This window comes from Streptomyces sp. NPDC107559 (assembly GCF_055657365.1).
This window is the reverse complement of the sequence record NZ_JBVKBD010000002.1, coordinates 625,753-642,241: the sequence shown is the minus strand read 5'-3', so window position 1 is coordinate 642,241 and position 16,489 is coordinate 625,753. Positions and strand designations below refer to the sequence as shown.

The window sequence follows — 16,489 nt, the reverse complement described above, 5'->3', positions numbered from 1 at the left end:
CCTCGGCCGGCTCGTGTCCTACTCCTGTGCGCCCGCCGACCAGGTGCGGGTTCCGCTGAGGGAGTCGTGCAGGGCGACGAACTCGTCCCGGCCGATCTTGGGGCCGCTCTCCTCGATGACACGCCGGGCCTCGGCCGCGCCGTCCACCAGCAGGTCGACCACCGTCATCGCCATCAGCTTCGCCGGGACGACCGCCGCCGCGTAGTGGTCCTCGGTCCAGAACTCCGGCCCGTGCGCGGCCCCGTCCCTGCCGGACGCGGCGAACGGCTGCACCACCGGCATGACGTACCCCAGGTCGCCCATGTCGGTTGAGCCGCCGAAGTTGCCCTCGACCCGCTTGCAGTCGTCCTCGCCCACGAGCGCGCAGCCGTTGGCGTGGGCCAGATCCGCCAGCGGCCGGTCGTTGCGGAAGGGCAGGAAGGCGACCGCGGTGGTGATCTCCACCTCGGCGCCCATGGCGAGCGCGCCCGCGCGCAGCGCCTGGTCGACCCGGTCGGAGGCGTCCCGCATCGCCTCCACGCTCGCGGCCCGGATGAGCATCTCCATCTCGGTACGGGCCGGGATCGCGCTCACCGAGTCCCCGGACTTGGTGATCAGATGGTGGACCCGGACGCTGTCCTCGTCCTTGAAGAACTCGCGGTGGGCGTCGATGGCGGCGACCGCGATGGTGGCCGCCTTGTAGGAGCTGATGCCCAGCCAGGGGGACCCGCCCGCGTGCGCCGAACGGCCCGTGAAGCGCACCCGCTTGGCCAGGGAACCGTTGCCCTCGCCCCCCACGCCCAGCGCCGGGGTCGCGGCACCCGCGTGGGTGAGCAGGGCCAGGTCGACGTCCTCGAACTCGCCCAGCCGGATCAGTTCCGCCTTGCCCGCGGTGTGGTGCAGCTCGGCGTCGTCGACGAGCCCCAGGCGCCACTGGACCTGGACACACTCCTCGGCGGGCACCGCGAAGAGCACGACATCGCCGTCGAGCCGGTCCATCACCGTCCGCAGGCCCAGGCCCGCACCGATCATGGAGGCGATCTGGGCGTTGTGCCCGCAGGCGTGGGCGGCGCCGGTCTCCGGGTCGCCGTGCGGGTGGCCGGGGATCACCAGGGCGTCCAGCTCACCCAGGACGGCGGCCGTCACACCCGCACTTCGGCCTTTCATACGGGCTTTGACGCCGGTCCGGGCGAGTCCCGTCACCGGGTCCAGGCCCATGTCGCGCAGCTGCTCGGCGACGACGGCGGCGGTGCGGGTCTCCCGGTAGCCGGTCTCCGGGTGGCGCATGATGTCGTCGCTCAGGGCGGTGATCCGGTCGGCCCAGCGGTCGATCTCGGCGCAGACCTCGGCCTTGAGCTTCGCCCTGAGCTCCTCGGTACCGGTACCGGTGCTGTCGGTGGTGTCGCTCGTGGCGGCCATATCGGCGATGTCGGTCATATGGTTTCCCTTAGGGTGCCGGTGGGTGGATTGCGGGGACGGGGATTCAGGCCGCGGCGGGCTCGGCGAGCGCGTCCGGCGTCTCCGTCGCCCCCGCGGACGAGGGGCTGGCGGCGAGGGTCAGACACGCGGCCAGCAGACAGGCGGCGGCGGAGAGCCAGAGCACCGTGGTGTAGGCGGACTCGCTCGGCACCGAGGTGTGCGCGAGGACCATCGAGGACAGCACGGCGGCGAAGACCGCGCCGGCGATCGAACCGCCCACGGTGCGCAGCGTGTTGTAGAGCCCCGCGTTGATGCCGCTCTCGGTCTCGGCGGAGCGCTCCAGGATGGCGGCCGGCAGGGCGGCGATCGCGGCGCCGTTGCCCAGGCCCATGACGATCGTGCCGATCAGGTACTCGGGCCGCGTGTCGTGCCACACGGCCAGCAGGGCGAACCCGAGGCCGGTGACGGCCAGGGAGCCGAAGAGCAGTGCCCGGTGGCCGACGGTCCTGCCGACCCGGTTCATCAGCGAGGCGCCCACCAGGGCGGCGATGCCGATCGGCAACATGTACCAGCCCAACTGCGAGGTGCCGATGCCCAGTCCGTAACCGAGCCGCTCCGGCGGGCTGGCGACGAACGTCACCAGCGCGGTCTGCGATCCGAAGGCGGCCGCGCCGACCAGCGTGGCGGCGAGGAAGAGCACCAGCATCCGGGGGCGCCCCAGCCGCCGTACGTCCACCGCCGGCTCCGGCGTGCGGCGCTCGTACCCGACGAAGAAGGCCAGCAGCACCGCAGCGAGGACGAAGAGGCCGAGCGTGCGCGCCGAGTCCCAGCCCCAGGCCGGCCCGCGGCCGACGCCGAGCAGCAGCGCGATCAGGAACAGGCACAGGGCGGCCGTCCCGGCCCAGTCGACCCGCGCCGTCGCCCGGCGGGTGGACTCCGGGACGAAGAAGAACGGCACCGCCAGCATCAGCATGGTGGCCACGGCCGGGACCCAGAGCACCTGGGTCAGGCCGTCGAGCACGCGGGAGAGTTCGGAGGCTATGACGAGCCCCAGCGAGACCCCGGTGGTCAGTGCCCCGATCAGGATGCCGATGCCGGCTCGCGCCCGCGCCGGGTCGAGCCGGTCCCGCACCAGCGCCATCTCCAGGGGCAGCAGGGCCAGCAGCCCGGCCTGGAGCACCCGGCCCGCCAGCAGCGTGCCGAAGTCCGGGGCCACCGCGACGGCGACGGTGCCTGCCGCGAACAGGGTGGCCGCCAGCCGCAGCAGTCGCCGGTGACCGTGGATGTCGCCGAGCCGCCCGAGCAGCGGGACCCAGATCGCGGCGGACACGTAGAAGAGGGTGTTGACCCAGGTCAGAGCCGAGGCCGACGCCTGGTAGTGGATGCCGATGGCCGGGGTGAGCGTGGCCATCATTCCCTGCACGATGCCGCTGACGAGTTCCACCAGCACCAGCAGTCCGACCACCCGGATCGCCGAGACGGCGGCCTGGGCGTGGTCCGGGCCGGTCGCCGCGGGCTCGTCGGATCTGGGCGGGAACGCCGATACGGAAGGCTCCATGTCTGGCTCCAATCGCTCGCTGGGCGCTGAGATTGACAGAAGCTAGCGATGGGGTGTTGTTTTCCCGTATCTCCGCAGGATCTTGTCAGCGAAGGGGGCTTTCATGCAGATCTCTGCCGAACTGGACGAAACGGATCTCCAGCTGATCAACGCGCTCCAGATCGCCCCCCGCGCCCCCTGGGCCGCCGTCGCCGAGGCGCTCGGCACCGACGCCGTGACCGTCACCCGGCGCTGGCAGCGGATCTCCGACAAGGGCCTCGCCTGGGTCACCGGCTATCCCGGCCCGATGGACGACAGCGCGCATGCCGTGGTCGAGGTCGAGTGCGAGGCGCCCACCACCGACGCGGTGGCCGCCGCCGTGGCGCAGGACCCGCAGGCCATCACCGTCGAGGAGACGGCCGGCGGACGGGACCTGCTCGTCACGGTCACCGCGTCGAGCCTGTCCGGGCTGGTCGGCTACGTCAGCTCCCGGCTGCGGCTGCTGCCCGGAGTGCGGGCCACCCGGACCAACCTGTTCACCGAGGCGTTCACCGAAGGAGCCCGGTGGCGGATCGGCGCGCTGGACAGCGCCGCACGCCGTGCCATCACCCCCGGGCCGCCGACCGCGGTTCCGTCGGACCGCACGGCCGGACTGCGCGACGAACTGGACCGCCGGATCGTCGTCGAACTCAGCCGTGACGGACGGGTGACCGCCACCGAGCTCGCCGGACGGTTCGGCATCGGGACCAGCACCGCGGCCCGTCGGCTGCGCCGGCTCGTCGCCACCCGGTCCGTCCTGCTCCGGTGCGAGGTGGCCCGCAGCGCGGTGGGCCGGCCGGTGACCGCCTCGCTGTGGGCGTCCGCCCGGCCCGAGCACCTGGCCGTCGCCGGTGAGGCGCTGGCCCGGATGCCACAGGTGCGGCTGGCCGCCGCGGTGGCCAGCCCGAGCAACGTCTTCTGCATCGCCTGGCTGTCCTCGCTGCGCGACCTCCCCGGATTCGAGCGGGACATCGCCCTGCGGGCGCCCGAACTCACCATCACGGACCGGGCGGTGACCATCCGGCCCATCAAGCACAGCGCCCGGCTGCTGGACCGCGAAGGGCGTGCCCTCGAGGCCGTTCCGGCCGACCTGTGGGCGCGCCGGGACGCGACCGCCCGACATCCGGCCGGGTGAAAGACGAACGGGCCGGGCCCGGCGCGCGCGAGGCGGCCGGGACCGGCCCGGAGGGCACGGGCGTCAGACGCCCGGCGGCAGATTGCGCGGGCGGCCGTTGCCGCGGGTCAGCGCGTAACCGCCGATGCCCGCGAGCGCGGCCAGCATGCCGCCCACCGCGGTCCACACCCAGCGGTCGGACCACCAGTTGGACGACCAGCCGTCGTCCGGCTCGATGCTGGAGAGCACCGCCGACTTCGCCGAGCCGTCGGAGTCGTCGGAGGCGTCCGACTCGTCCTTCTTGGACGTGACCGCGATCCCCGGCACCAGGGCCTCCGACAGCGAGCCGTCCACGGCGGCCGCACCACCGATGTCCTTGGACTCGACCCGCATCTCGGTGCTCACCGGCAGACCCAGGTCGGCCGTCTTCAGGCCCACGACCGTGAGCCTGATGTAGTAGGTGCCGGGCAGCGGGGCGTCGTCCCACGGCTCGGTCCAGGCACGCACCGTGCGCAGTGTGCAGGCCAGTTCGACCGAGGGCGAACCCGGCTGGGCGGTGCGCGTCTGCGCCCCGTACTGGCAGGCCTGGCGGCGGCGCAGACCGTCGTACACGTCGATCTGCCAGGACTGGGCCGCGTGGGTGTCCGGCAGTTTCACCGTCGCCTTGACGGTGGGCCGCTGTCCGGCGTCCGCCGGGAACGACCAGTACAGGTAGTCACCGGCGGAACCGCCCGCCGTGGCCGTCACGCCCTGCTCGACCTCGGTCGCCGTGCGGAACGAAGTGCCCGCCGTGGTGGGCGCCTTGGCATCGTCGGACGGGCTCGCGGAGGGCGAGGAGTCGGCCGCCGCGGGGCCCGCGGCCAGTCCGAGGGTCAGCAGCGCCAGGCTCAGCGTTCGTGTGATTCGCATCAGTTGGTCCTCCAGACCGCGACGCGCCAGCGGGACACCCAGCCCCACAGCACACCGGCGAGGAAGCCGGCCAGGATCAGGGCGCCGAGCAGCCACCAGCCGCGGCCGAGGCCGAAGGAGGCCACGTCGCTCGCCTGGGACGGGCCGTCGACCACGTCGACCGTGAGTTCCAGCGGCAGACCGGGCGTGGCCTTGACCCCGGCGGCGGCGGAGAAGGAGTGGGTGACCTGGAGGCACACCGTCTCGGCGGGCGCGTTCTCGTCGTCGCTCTCGGCCTTCGGGTAACGCAGGCCGGTCGAGACGACGTCCGTACGGCCGTTGCCGTCCGCCTCGCCCCGTACGATCTCCCGCTGGTGCACGGTGACCGCGCGCAGCAGCACCCCGTAGTCGGGGTTCACGGCCCGGTCGTCCGCCACGCTCACCGAAGCCCGCAGCTCCTGGCCCGGGTTGACGTCCACCCGGTACCAGCGCTCCTGGCCGAACTCCTCACGGTCGGTGTACAGGCCGGACTTCAGGGTCGGTGCCTGGGAGCAGGAGTCCGCCCCCTGGGTGGCCACCGGCGTCACCACCGGATCGGCCGCCCGGTCCACCAACTGATTGACCTTGTCGGTCAGTTCGTCGGCGTGCTCGACCGAGGTGTAGGTGCCGCCGGTCGCCTCGGCGATACAGCTCAGCTGCGCGCGCAGCTTGGTGTTCGGCACCAGGCCGAGCGTGTCGATGGTGAGGCCGACGCCCTTGGCCGCGATCTCGCGGGCCACCTCGCACGGGTCGAGCGGGGCGCAGGTGTCCTCGCCGTCGCTGATCAGTACGATGCGCTTGGAGCCGGTTCCGCCGTCGAGGTCGTCGGCGGCCTTCAGCAGGGCGGGTCCGATCGGCGTCCAGCCGGTGGGCGAGAGGGTCGCCACCGCCGTCTTGGCGTCGGTCCGGTTCAGCGGGCCGACCGGGTAGAGCTGCGCGGTGTCCTTGCAGCCCGTCTTGCGGTCGTCGCCGGGGTAGTTGGCGCCCAGCGTGCGGATGCCGAGCTGGACCTCCTCGGGCGTCGCGTCCAGCACTTCGTTGAACGCCTGCTTCGCCGCGGCCATCCGCGACTTGCCGTCGATGTCGTTGGCCCGCATCGACCCGCTCACATCGAGAACGAGGTCGACCTTCGGTGCGTCGGCGGTGGTCTCGTCGGCGACCGCTCCGGCGGGGAACGCTATCCCTACCGTGAACGCGGCGAGCAGGGCGCAGATCCCCACCGCCAGCCGTTGTGTTCTGATCATCGGCGGATCCTATTGACCGAACGGGTCCCGCCACAAAACGGGGTCCGTCCAACGCCGGACCGGCTCTCAAACGAGCGGATTGGGCAGCCGCGCCCACTGGTCCCCGGCCACCCCCGGCGACAGCCGCATCAGCGTCAGCGCCTTGACCGGCAGCGGCTCTTCGACCAGCGCCACCAGGTCCGGGGTGCGCGGCAGGTCCGGTACGACCGCCTCCAGCGCCCCGCGCAGCGCCGGCGCCGATCCGGCCGTCGCGGCCAGCGAGCCCGCCACCAGCGAGCCGAAGAGCTTGCGTCGCAGGGTCGTCACATCGTCCGTGACGGTCCGCCCGGTCAACGCGGGGACCGGGACGCCGTGTCGGGCCAGCCGCTGCGGGCCGACGCGGATGTCGGCGAGGTCGCGGTAGACCAGACGCAGCGGCGCTCCCGTCGGCGACAGCACCACCAGCAGGTTCTGGCCGTGCGCCTCCAGGGCCGCACCGAGCTCCAGCAGCCGCAGCCCGACGGTCAGCGCGAGCCGCGTGAAGTCCGCCAGCCAGTCCGGCGACCGGGGCAGACCGGTCGCCCCGAGGGCGGCCACCGGCACCACATGCTCGCCCGGCGCCGCGTAGACACCCGGCGACTCCCGCAGCACGGCCGCCAGGTCCGGCGAGTGGGCGGTGGCCGCGCCCAGCGTGCGGGTGACGTGCAGCAGGCCGTCCGTGCGCGCCGCCAGCTCCTGTCCGAACGCCGACATGGTCGCGGACATCGAGACGGACCCGACCGAGATGTCCCGTACCGAGGACGTCAGCCGGGCGGTGAGCGCGGTCTTGACGTGCGGACCGCCGGGCACGGCCAGAGTGCGCAGCGACATCAGCGGATGCGCGTCGAGCCCGGTGTCGCCCGCCCGCTTGAGCACATGCGCCGCCTGCCAGGGGTGCACCGGCAGCACCGTCCGCCGCCCGTCCCGCAGCCACTGCGGCCACTCGCCCGTCACCAGGCACTCGTCCGCCTCCACCGGCACCAGGCCCAGCCGCACCAGGGGCCGGTGCTCCGGCCCGTACGCGAGCTGCTCGGCGGCCGAGAAACCCGGCCGGGAACGGCAGTTGGGGTGGTACGGATGCCCGTCGACCACCCGCTGCTCCCACTCCCACTCGTCCGTCGGCCACTCGTCCGTCGGCCACTCGTCCGTCGGCCACTCGTCCGTCCGCGGCTCGTCCGTCGGCCACTCGTCCGTCCGCGACTCGTCCGTGGTCCGTCCGCCGGGCGACCGCGTGGCGGGCCGGTCCGGCTGCCCGGCCCGGGACAGTGCCAACGACGCGACACTGTCGTCGAGTTCGGCCGCGAAGGCCGCGCCGTTCGGCACGGCGAGTGCGGTGAGCAGCCGCTGCGGACGGTCGTACGCCACCCCGTCCAGCTCCACCGAGGTGACATACGCGGCGGTGGCGTAAGGATCCGGGGCCGGACCGTGCAGCCTGCGGCCGTCGGACAGCCGCAGGGTGAGCCCGTCGCCGCCGGGTTCACGGCGCACGATCCACGGCAGCGGTTCATGGGCGAGCGCGCGCCACAGCCGGGTCAGGACGGCCGCGCGGGCGCCGGGCAGCTCGGCCGTGAACCGTGCCACGAGGCCGGGACGCACATCGGCCAGTTCGGCGGCGATCGCGTCCTCGGCGCTGGAAGATCGGTACACGGTCGGGCTCCTCGGGTACGAGTGGGGTGGGACTGGTCGGTCAAGGCAGGTGGTGACAGCAGAGATACTGATCATCTCCGTCCGAACGGACCGTAGGGAACGAGTGGATCGCGTGGACCTCCTGCCCCCGCACGCCGACGCCGACGCCGCCCCGCCCGGCGGTGCCACCGCCGTGCCCGCCGGTGGCGGCCCCGGCCCGACTGCCGGTGACGGCGCAGCCCCGTCCGCCGGTGACGCCGCGGTCCAGCTCGCCGCCCCGCGGCTCGGCGTGTCGACCGGCGGACGCACCGACCCGGCCGACGCCTACGCGGCCGCGCCCCTGCTCAACTGTCTGCTGCGCGAGGTGGCCCGCCCGCTGGGCGACCGCGCCGATCCCGGCGAGCGCCCGGTGTACCGCTTGCCCGGCGGGGACCGGCTGCTGCGGGTGCTCGGAACCCGGCGGCCCGCCGAACCCGAGGTGTACGCGGCGGGCGCCTGGCACCGCCTCGACCATCCGGAACTGGTCAAACTCGTCGCCGAGGAGCTGCGTCGGCACACCGGGCTGTCCAACCACGAACTGCCCGCCGAGATGATCGACAGCAGGGACGCGGTCGCCGCGCTGCTCACCGCCCGCGCCGCCGCCACTCCGCCCGACGACCCCTACCTCCGTTCCGAGCAGTCCCTGGTCACCGGCCACCCGCACCACCCCGCCCCGAAGGCGCGCGGCGGCGGCCCGGTGGCCGGCTGGCTGCCGTACGCCCCCGAGGCGCACGCCCGCTTCCCGCTCGTCCTGCTCGGGGTGCGCGAGGACACGGTCGTCGAGGAGGGCGACACCGCGGCCCTGGACACCCTCGGCGAGGCCCCGCCCGGCTACCGGCTGCTGCCCGCGCATCCCTGGCAGCTCGATCTGGTCGGCCGCGACCTCGCCCCCGCCTTCGCCGACGGCCGGCTGATCCGGCTGGGCGGTACCGCCTCCGCGGTCTGGCCCACGGCCGCGATCCGCACGACGTACAGCCCGGAGCGCGACCTCTTCCTGAAGTTCAGCCTGGATGTCCGCATCACCAACGACATCCGTCGGCTGTGGCGTCACGACCTGCTGAAACTGCGCCGGACCGACACGGCTGCCGGGCGCGCCCTCGCGGCGTTCGAGGGACCCGCGGCCTGGCTCGGCGACCGCGGCTACCGCACCGCCGGCTTCGCCTTCGAGGAACTGGCCGTCCTGGTCCGTGACGGACTGCGCGACCACCTGCGCCCGGGCGCCACGCCGCTGCTCGCCGCGGCCCTGGCCGAGGGCTTCGCGGGCAGCCCGCTGGACGGTACGAAGGACCCGGGGGCCTGGTGGGAGGCCTACCTGGGGGTCGTCGTCCCTCCGGCCATCGCGGCCTTCGCCGACCACGGCGTCGTACTGGAGGCGCATCTCCAGAACACGCTGGTCGCGGTCGACGCGGACGGCGTTCCGGTGCAGGCGCTGTTCCGGGACGCCGAGGGCGTCAAGCTGCTGCCGGACGTGTCCAGGGAGGCGGGCTGGGAGCGGCTGGTCTACTGCCTGGTGGTCAACCACCTCACCGAGATCGCCGGCGCGCTGGCCGAGCGCCACCCCGGTCTCGACCCCTGGCCGGCCGCCCGCCGTGAACTGGCCCGCCACGACCTGGCCGAGATCGACACCCTGCTGGCCTCGCCCACCCTGCCCGGCAAGACCAACCTGCTGCTGCGCTGGACCGGAGCGGACGGTGCCGACGCCCGCTATCTGCCGCTGCCCAACCCGCTGGCCGGATGAGCGGCGGGCACGGGCAGGGAAACCGACGAAACTTGCCGGTCAGCGCCAATGCCAACTCTCCAGAGATCGTTTCCCACGTAAAGAGTGATCGTTTCCCACAGTGCAGCGGACACGCTGTGGCCAGTCAGACAGAGATGATGCTGGTACGAGTTTCTTCAATAAGCTTGGCGTTTAAGTGCAATGCCGTTGGCCTACTGGCGAAGCCTCGGAGCCGTGAGGTGAGGGTCCGGATGCTGCCGCCGCGGCTGATGGTGTACTTCGTGCTTGCGCGGGCGTTGTTCTCCGGCGATCCGTACCGGGAGGTTCTGCGGCCGCTGGCCGAGGCGGTGCGGCGCGAGGACGGGTGGGGTGCCTGACGGGTTCCGGACAAGGCGGCGGCCTTCCGTGCTCGCCAGGGCCTCGGGGTGGAGGTACTGCGTGAGCTGCTTCTTCACGCCGGGGCAGCGATGGCTGACGAACGGACGCCTGGGGCATTCTGGCGGGGCTTGCGGCTGATGGCTTTGGACGGGACGACGTTGCAGTGCGCCGACCCGGAGGCCAACGAGGCCGGGCCGGGCCGACTGCGGACCAAGTCCGGTGAGGGACCCACCGGATATCCGCTGGCCCGGATCATGGTCCTGGTCGAGTCCGGAACCCATGTGATCTGCGACGCCGCAGTCGACTCATACCGGGCCGAGGAGCGGGTCCTGGCCGAATGACTTGTCGGCTCGCTCCGGCCGGGCATGCTGGTTCTGGCCGACCGCGGCTTGCCCGGAGCCCATGTCTGTCAGCACCTGGCCGCCACCGGCGCCGATCTGCCGTGGTGGATCCCAGGCATCTGGAAACTGCCGGTCGAGCAGGTTCTCCCCGACGGTTCATGGATGTCCACCGTCCGCGGCGGGCGGGGACGCAGCATCCGGCCGCCCCAGGACATCCGGGCCCGTGTGATCGAGTACAGCCTGGACATCCCGGGCCGTGACCAGGCCGGACGCTACCGGATCACCGCTGCCCTCATGGATCCCGGCACGGCGCCGACCGCCGAACTGGCCGCCCTCCACGGCGAGCGGTGGGAGGTGGAGAACACCCTCGCCGAGCTGAAGACGACACAGATCGGTACCCGCACCGTCATGCCGAGCAAGAGCCCCGAGCTGGTGTTCCAGGAGATCTACGCGCACCTGGTGGTCTACACCGGCTGCCTGAGAGTCCTCATGCACTGAGCAGCGGTGAACCGCAGTAAACCGCTGGACCTGGACCGGCTGCCCTTCGCCGCGGCCCTGCGGGCAGCCCGCCGGAGCATCACTTCGCTGAACAGGGCCTTTCCCCTCAGCACCTGTCGACGGTGGCCCGTGAGCTCGAGGAGGAGATCAATCCGCCCCGCAGGCTCCGGGCCGTGATCCGTCAGACGAAGCGCAAGATGTCCCGTTTCCTGTCCTGGAATTCTGACCGCCACGACCACCCCAGCCAACCCGGCGACCAGCGGAAACCCTGCTGGCGATCGCGGCGGTCGCACCCCCACCAGACCCCTAAGCCGACGGCATTGCGTTTAAGTGCGCCAAGCCCGGCAGGCAGGTGAGGCAGACTCAGCCAGTTAGAGCCAGCCGTTCTCCGAGGCCCTCAAGCCTGCTTCGAAGCGGCTGCGCGCGCCGAGGCGTTCCATGAGGCCGGCCATCATCCGTCGTACCGACCGTGCGGAAAGGCCCAGTTGGCGGCCGGCCCGCTCGTCGGTGAGGCCCTGTGACAGCAGGAGCAGTAGCTCGCGCTCCTGCGGGGACAGGCCGTCGTCGTCAGTGGCGGGGGTCGTATCGCCGACGGGTCGGGACATGGACCAGATCTGTTCGAAGAGAGCGAGAATCGCCGTGACCGTGCCGGGATCGGTGACTGCAAGAGCGCCGAGCGCGGTGTTGTCCGGGTCGACCGGCACAAGGGCGATGCGCCGGTCGTAGACGAGCATCCGGATGGGCAGCGAGGGCGCAGTGCGCACTTCAGCACCGATCTCGGTCAGCCAGCGGGCATAGGTCAGCGTGGGAGGGTCCTTGCGGAGACTCTCCAGGCCGACGGTGCGCATCGCCACTCCCCGACCGCGCACCTGCGAGTCCAGCCTCTTCGCGGCCTCGATGAGCGCCGGGTCCTGCGGCCCCCCGGGCATGAGGGTCGCGACTTCCTCGGTGGCGCGCAGGGACAGTTGCTCGATCCGGTCCTGGATCGCGTCCATCCCCATCAGTTTTTCGACCTCGGGGCGGCCTTGTCCGGAGCGCTGGTCGGTGTATTCCTGGACCAGTTGCGCTACGGCCACCTGGCTCTCGGCGAACTGATAACTTTGGCGCAGCATTTCCGCCTGGCGCTGCTGGATGAGCAATTCCATTCCGACTTGAGGGCTGACCGGCCGCAGTTCACCCGGAACATCCCAAGAAGGACGCAACAGAGTCAATTCGGCGAGGTTGTCGAGGGCCCGTCGAATCTCGTTCGCAGTAGCGGAGAGCTCCCTGGCCATTCCTTCGACATCCAGGTCGTGCCGAGTCAACAGCAAACGATATATTTGTTCAGATATGGGATCGAGACCCAAGAAGTCAAGCACTATTCCCCCGTCAGCTTCCGCGAGCCCGCGAGAGGTTACGAAGACCTCTGCGAGCATGTCAAGGATGCTCTGCGCGCGATTCAGGGCGCGCGACATCTGACCATACAGGTGTTCGGCATCGCCCTGCACGGCTTTACGGTGGCCGTTCTCGGACAAAGGTAAAGAGCTCGATCTCCGCGGTGCGCCGTTGCCGGGCACTGTGCGGCCGGCCCGGGAGCGGGACTGCTCCCGGGCCCGCTCCCGGGCCCGCTCCCGGGCCCGCTCCCGGACCTCGCCGTGTCCTACTGGTGTCCGGCGCCCTCCAGGCTCTTGGTGCGCACCAGTTCGGCGGCCTGCGTCACGAACGCTTCGAGAGGCATCGAGCGCTCCTCGCCCGAGCGATACCGCACCGACACGGTCCGATCCTCGGCCTCCTTGCGGCCCAGGACGACGATCAGTGGCACCTTGCGCGTGACCGCGGCTCGCACCTTCGCCGAGAGGCGGGCGTCACCGCGGTCGACGTCGGCACGCAGGTCCGCACCGAGGAGAACGTCGCAGACCTCGTCCGCGTACTCCCGCAACTCTGGTGCGAGGGGGATGACCCGGACCTGTTCCGGGGCAAGCCAGACCGGAAACGCCCCGCCGAAATGCTCGACCAGGTAGGCCACGAACCGCTCGTGTGAGCCCAGGGGTGCACGATGAATCACGACGACCGGCTTCTCACCACCGTCAGAGTCGCGATAGGTCAGGCCGAAGCGCTGCGGAGTGTACAGGTCGACCTGGTTCGTCGAGGCAGCGAACTCCTTGCCGGTCACCGCACGGATCATGAAGTCGACCTTGGGCCCATAATGAGCAGCCCCACCGATCTCCTCGACGTAGGGAATGTTCGACTCGTCCATGGCGTCACGGGTGATCTGCTCCGCCAGGCGCCACATCTCCTCGTCATCGTGGTACTTGGCCGTGTTCCGGGGATCACGCAAGGCGAGCACCATGTAGAAGTCCGAGATACCGAGCGCCCGGTAGTACTCGTCATGCATGCGCATGACTTCCAGGAACTGGTCCTTCGCCTGCTCTGCCGAGCAATAGATGTGCGCGTCGTTCTGGGTGAACCCGCGGGTTCGCATGAGGCCGTGGAGCTGGCCGCTCCGTTCGAATCGGTGAACGGTCCCGTACTCTGCAATCTTGTAAGGAAGGTCCCGGTAACTGTGCGGCCTCGACTTGTACACCATATGGTGGTGTGGGCAGTTCATCGGCCGGAGATAGTACTGCTCACCTTCGATGTCGATCGGCGCGTAGAGATCCTCGCGGTAGTAAGGAAGATGCCCCGAGAGGTAGTAAAGCTCGTCCTTGGTTATGTGCGGTGTGACCACTCGCCGGTACTTCAGACGTCGCTCCGTCTGTCGCGCCCAGCCTTCGAGTTCATCCCGGATGATCGTGCCGTTCGGCAGCCACAGCGGGAGTCCTTTTCCGATCTCCTTGCTGAAGGTGAAGAGATCAAGGTCCTCGCCGATCCTGCGGTGATCGCGTCTGCCCGCCTCCTCCAGCTGCCGCAGATGCTCCTTCAGCTCCTCCCGAGTCGGCCAGGCCGTCCCGTAGACACGCTGCAGCTGTGGGTTGGCCTCACTCCCCCGCCAGTACGCGGCCGCCGAGCGAGTCAACTTGAACGCCTGGATCAACTTGGTCGAGGGGAGGTGTGGGCCTCGGCAGAGGTCGGACCAGCAAATCTCGTCCGAGCGCGCGTCAAGGTTGTCGTAGACGGCCAATTCCCCCGACGGGGAGTCAGAGGCTGAAGGGGCGCCGTCATCACCTTTCAGATCCACCAGTTCGAGTTTGTACGGCTCGTCGTGGAGCTCTCGCTTCGCCGCCTCGATCGACGGGAATACTCGGCGCCGGAAGCGCTGGCCTCCCCTGATGATCTCCCGCATCCGAATCTCGATCCGCTCCAGATCGTCCGGCTGGAACGGCTTCGCGACATCGAAGTCGTAGTAGAAGCCGTTCTCGATCGGCGGCCCTATGCCGAGCTTCGCTTCGGCATAGAGACTCTGTACGGCCTGGGCGAGAACATGCGCGGTCGAGTGCCGCAGGATGTTCAGTCCGTCGGGACTGGACATGGGAACGGGAAGGACTTTTACCTCCTCCCCAGGTTCCCAGGAGAGATCCCGGAGCAGGCCGTCGGCATCACGGACCGCGACAATCGCGTTCGGCCCGGTCATGGACAGTTTGGCCGTGGCGACGGCGTCGGCACACGAGCTGCCGGCCGGGACTGTGACCGCGTCCGGCACACGGTCGACGCGGGCTGTGCTCATTGATGGCTCCTCGGTTCATGGTGAAGGGCGGAAATCGCAGGGCCGATCCGGCCAGGGTCGGGCTCAGTGTGGGGCCAAAGCGCAGGCGGTGACGACCAGGTCGTCACAAACCGGCCAACAGCCCCGTCAGGCATCCTCTGGGCCATGGGAGGTCCGTGTCGCCGAGGTCATGCGAGAACCGCCTCCGTGCTGGAACGGACGGTGCGGGCGACGGCCGCCCAGTGTTCGTTGAGGAAGAAGTGCCCGCCGCTCAGGACGTGCAGTCGAAACGGACCTGTGGTGTGCTCGGCCCACACCCGGGCGTCAGCGACGGGGGTCAGCGGGTCGCCGTCGCCCGTCACGGCCACGACCGGGCAGTGCAGCGGCGGGCCGCCACGGAACCGGTAGGTCTCACTGGCCTGATAGTCGCCCCGGATCAACGGCAGGAGCAGAGAGCGCAGTTCGGGATGCTCCAGCAACTCGCTCTCGGTACCTCCGAGCGACATCACCTGCTCCATCAGCGCGTCCTCCGCCAGCAGGTACGCGGTGGTCCGGCGGATACGCGAGGGTGCCGGCCGGCCGCTCACGATGAGCGCGACCGGGGCGGTGTCGCCCAGCCGAGCGGCGACTTCGTAGGCGACGACCGCGCCGAGGCTGTGGCCGAGCAGAGCTCGCGGCCGGCCCCCGTCCTCCTGCGCCAGCACCTCTGCCACCTGGTCGGCGAGCTGGTGGACATCCGTGACCACGGGCTCCGAATACCTGTCCTGGCGTCCCGGATACTGCACCCCGAGCACCTCTGCGTGGCCGGCCAGTTCGGCTGCGAGCGGGCGGTAGAAGCCCGCCGATCCCCCTGCGTGCGGAAAGCAGACCAGCTGCAGATCCGGCACCGCGGCGCCCCTCGAGGCGTCGAGACGCCGGATCCACGAGGCTGTCTGGGTCATGCTCTGTCTCCTTCAGAAGGTTCGACGGGCGTGCGGTGGCGCCGCGTCAGACGGCGGCCGGCATCCGCTGTGCCAGTCGAAGTGCGATGTCCGAGTGGTGGAGGTCGTCCTCGTCCCTCGGCACGTCGAGGATCAGTGCGGTGATGCCGAGCTCGAGATACTCACCGAGCAGCCGGGCCACCTCCTGGTAACTGCCGACCAGGTAGGGGCAGAAGGTCTTGTACGCGCGGAACGGGTAGAGCCAGTAGCCGTCCCTGGGACCGTGCGAGTTCTGCGCGTCCCGGGAGAGGTTCTGGTGCCAGCGCGACTCGACCTGCCCGGCCGCCACATCGTGCAGCTGCTCGCCCAACTCGTCGGAAGGGAACCGCTTGTGCGCGATCCGCCAGGCCTCGGCACTGCTCTCACGGGCGATGATGCCCAGCCGGATGCCATTGCCCCGCAGGCCGTCGGGGTCCTGTGCGTAGTCCGCGGCCGCGCGCGGGTACGAGAGCCGCACAGCGCCCAGGGTCTGCTGCGCCTGGGAGCAGGCGACGGAGGATCCCGATACGTAGATGTTCGGGGTGAGTTCGGCCGGCAGCGGGATGGTGAGCGAGGCGGCGTTGAGGCCGTAGTGGCGGCCGAGGTGGGTCACCGGCCGGGCGCCGGTGAGCAGCTTGTTGACGATCTTCCCGTACTCGGCCAGCCGGTCGTAGCGCTCGTCGTGGTCGAGGACGTCACCCAACTCGCGCATGTGCCCGGCGAATCCCCCGGTCACCAGGTTGAGATCGACCTGGCGGCCGTGCAGATAGCCGATGGAGCTGATCGCCCTGGCAACGTCGAAGGGATGGCGGAACAGCGGCTGCACCGCGACCAACGGCACCAGCGTCTCGGTGTGTTCGATCATCAGCTGGGCCGCGGCCCAGGGGTCGACGAGCGTGTTGTCCGTGTAGACGAGCAGGCCGCGGTGGCCGGCCGCCTCGGTCCATTGCGCCACGTCGACGGCGCGCCGCCGGAACTCGTGCCCGGTGAGGCTGTGCGAGGAAGGCGCGGTCGTGTAGACGGTCAGCATGG

Annotated in this window: 14 protein-coding genes; 5 read left to right on the top strand and 9 right to left on the bottom strand. The window is 70.7% G+C overall.

Annotated features, from left to right (window positions below; all coding sequences use genetic code 11):
- Positions 1 to 18: 18 nt before the first annotated feature.
- The gene (locus ACZ7OY_RS09320; protein WP_471910822.1) at positions 19 to 1,416 is read right to left on the bottom strand and encodes an amidohydrolase; all 1,398 of its coding nucleotides are present in this window, start codon (positions 1,414 to 1,416) and stop codon (positions 19 to 21) included.
- A gap of 46 nt (positions 1,417 to 1,462) precedes the next feature.
- Entirely contained in the window at positions 1,463 to 2,956 is a 1,494-nt protein-coding gene (locus tag ACZ7OY_RS09315) for an MFS transporter (RefSeq protein WP_471910821.1), read from the bottom strand.
- A 103-nt stretch (positions 2,957 to 3,059) separates the two neighbouring features.
- On the opposite strand from ACZ7OY_RS09315, the gene ACZ7OY_RS09310 reads away from it, so the two are divergent.
- Positions 3,060 to 4,109: an Lrp/AsnC family transcriptional regulator gene (locus ACZ7OY_RS09310; RefSeq protein WP_471910820.1), complete on the top strand. Its 1,050-nt coding sequence runs from the start codon at positions 3,060 to 3,062 to the stop codon at positions 4,107 to 4,109.
- A gap of 63 nt (positions 4,110 to 4,172) precedes the next feature.
- Here ACZ7OY_RS09310 and ACZ7OY_RS09305 read toward each other — a convergent pair whose 3' ends face one another.
- The 3 genes from ACZ7OY_RS09305 to ACZ7OY_RS09295 all read right to left on the bottom strand — a co-directional run bounded on the left by ACZ7OY_RS09305 (position 4,173) and on the right by ACZ7OY_RS09295 (position 7,924).
- Complete coding sequence (locus ACZ7OY_RS09305) at positions 4,173 to 4,997, bottom strand: hypothetical protein (RefSeq protein ID WP_471910819.1); 825 nt, start codon at positions 4,995 to 4,997, stop codon at positions 4,173 to 4,175.
- Positions 4,997 to 6,259: a VWA domain-containing protein gene (locus ACZ7OY_RS09300; protein ID WP_471910818.1), complete on the bottom strand. Its 1,263-nt coding sequence runs from the start codon at positions 6,257 to 6,259 to the stop codon at positions 4,997 to 4,999. Before ACZ7OY_RS09300 ends, ACZ7OY_RS09305 begins: the two co-directional genes overlap by 1 nt.
- 66 nt (positions 6,260 to 6,325) lie before the next feature.
- Positions 6,326 to 7,924 (bottom strand): IucA/IucC family protein, encoded by a 1,599-nt coding sequence (locus ACZ7OY_RS09295; RefSeq protein WP_471910817.1) that lies wholly within the window; start codon positions 7,922 to 7,924, stop codon positions 6,326 to 6,328.
- A gap of 268 nt (positions 7,925 to 8,192) precedes the next feature.
- On the opposite strand from ACZ7OY_RS09295, the gene ACZ7OY_RS09290 reads away from it, so the two are divergent.
- The 4 genes from ACZ7OY_RS09290 to ACZ7OY_RS09275 all read left to right on the top strand — a co-directional run bounded on the left by ACZ7OY_RS09290 (position 8,193) and on the right by ACZ7OY_RS09275 (position 10,876).
- Complete coding sequence (locus tag ACZ7OY_RS09290; protein ID WP_471911201.1) at positions 8,193 to 9,680, top strand: IucA/IucC family protein; 1,488 nt, start codon at positions 8,193 to 8,195, stop codon at positions 9,678 to 9,680.
- Positions 9,677 to 10,036, top strand: a complete 360-nt coding sequence (locus ACZ7OY_RS09285; protein ID WP_471910816.1) for a transposase domain-containing protein — start codon at positions 9,677 to 9,679, stop codon at positions 10,034 to 10,036. Before ACZ7OY_RS09290 ends, ACZ7OY_RS09285 begins: the two co-directional genes overlap by 4 nt.
- A 138-nt stretch (positions 10,037 to 10,174) precedes the next feature.
- Complete coding sequence (locus ACZ7OY_RS09280) at positions 10,175 to 10,378, top strand: hypothetical protein (RefSeq protein ID WP_471910815.1); 204 nt, start codon at positions 10,175 to 10,177, stop codon at positions 10,376 to 10,378.
- A 24-nt stretch (positions 10,379 to 10,402) separates the two neighbouring features.
- The gene (locus ACZ7OY_RS09275; RefSeq protein ID WP_471910814.1) at positions 10,403 to 10,876 is read left to right on the top strand and encodes a transposase; all 474 of its coding nucleotides are present in this window, start codon (positions 10,403 to 10,405) and stop codon (positions 10,874 to 10,876) included.
- A 371-nt stretch (positions 10,877 to 11,247) separates the two neighbouring features.
- On the opposite strand, the gene ACZ7OY_RS09270 is transcribed toward ACZ7OY_RS09275, so the two are convergent.
- The 4 genes from ACZ7OY_RS09270 to ACZ7OY_RS09255 all read right to left on the bottom strand — a co-directional run bounded on the left by ACZ7OY_RS09270 (position 11,248) and on the right by ACZ7OY_RS09255 (position 16,487).
- Positions 11,248 to 12,390 carry a helix-turn-helix transcriptional regulator gene (locus tag ACZ7OY_RS09270; protein WP_471910813.1) on the bottom strand — a complete coding sequence of 381 codons (1,143 nt, stop codon included), beginning with the start codon at positions 12,388 to 12,390 and terminating at the stop codon, positions 11,248 to 11,250.
- Between the two features lie 125 nt (positions 12,391 to 12,515).
- Positions 12,516 to 14,519, bottom strand: a complete 2,004-nt coding sequence (gene thrS / locus ACZ7OY_RS09265) for a threonine--tRNA ligase (RefSeq protein WP_471910812.1) — start codon at positions 14,517 to 14,519, stop codon at positions 12,516 to 12,518.
- Between the two features lie 167 nt (positions 14,520 to 14,686).
- Positions 14,687 to 15,439, bottom strand: a complete 753-nt coding sequence (locus tag ACZ7OY_RS09260; protein WP_471910811.1) for a thioesterase II family protein — start codon at positions 15,437 to 15,439, stop codon at positions 14,687 to 14,689.
- Positions 15,440 to 15,485: 46 nt separating this feature from the next.
- Complete coding sequence (locus ACZ7OY_RS09255) at positions 15,486 to 16,487, bottom strand: LLM class flavin-dependent oxidoreductase (RefSeq protein ID WP_471910810.1); 1,002 nt, start codon at positions 16,485 to 16,487, stop codon at positions 15,486 to 15,488.
- Positions 16,488 to 16,489: the final 2 nt, after the last annotated feature.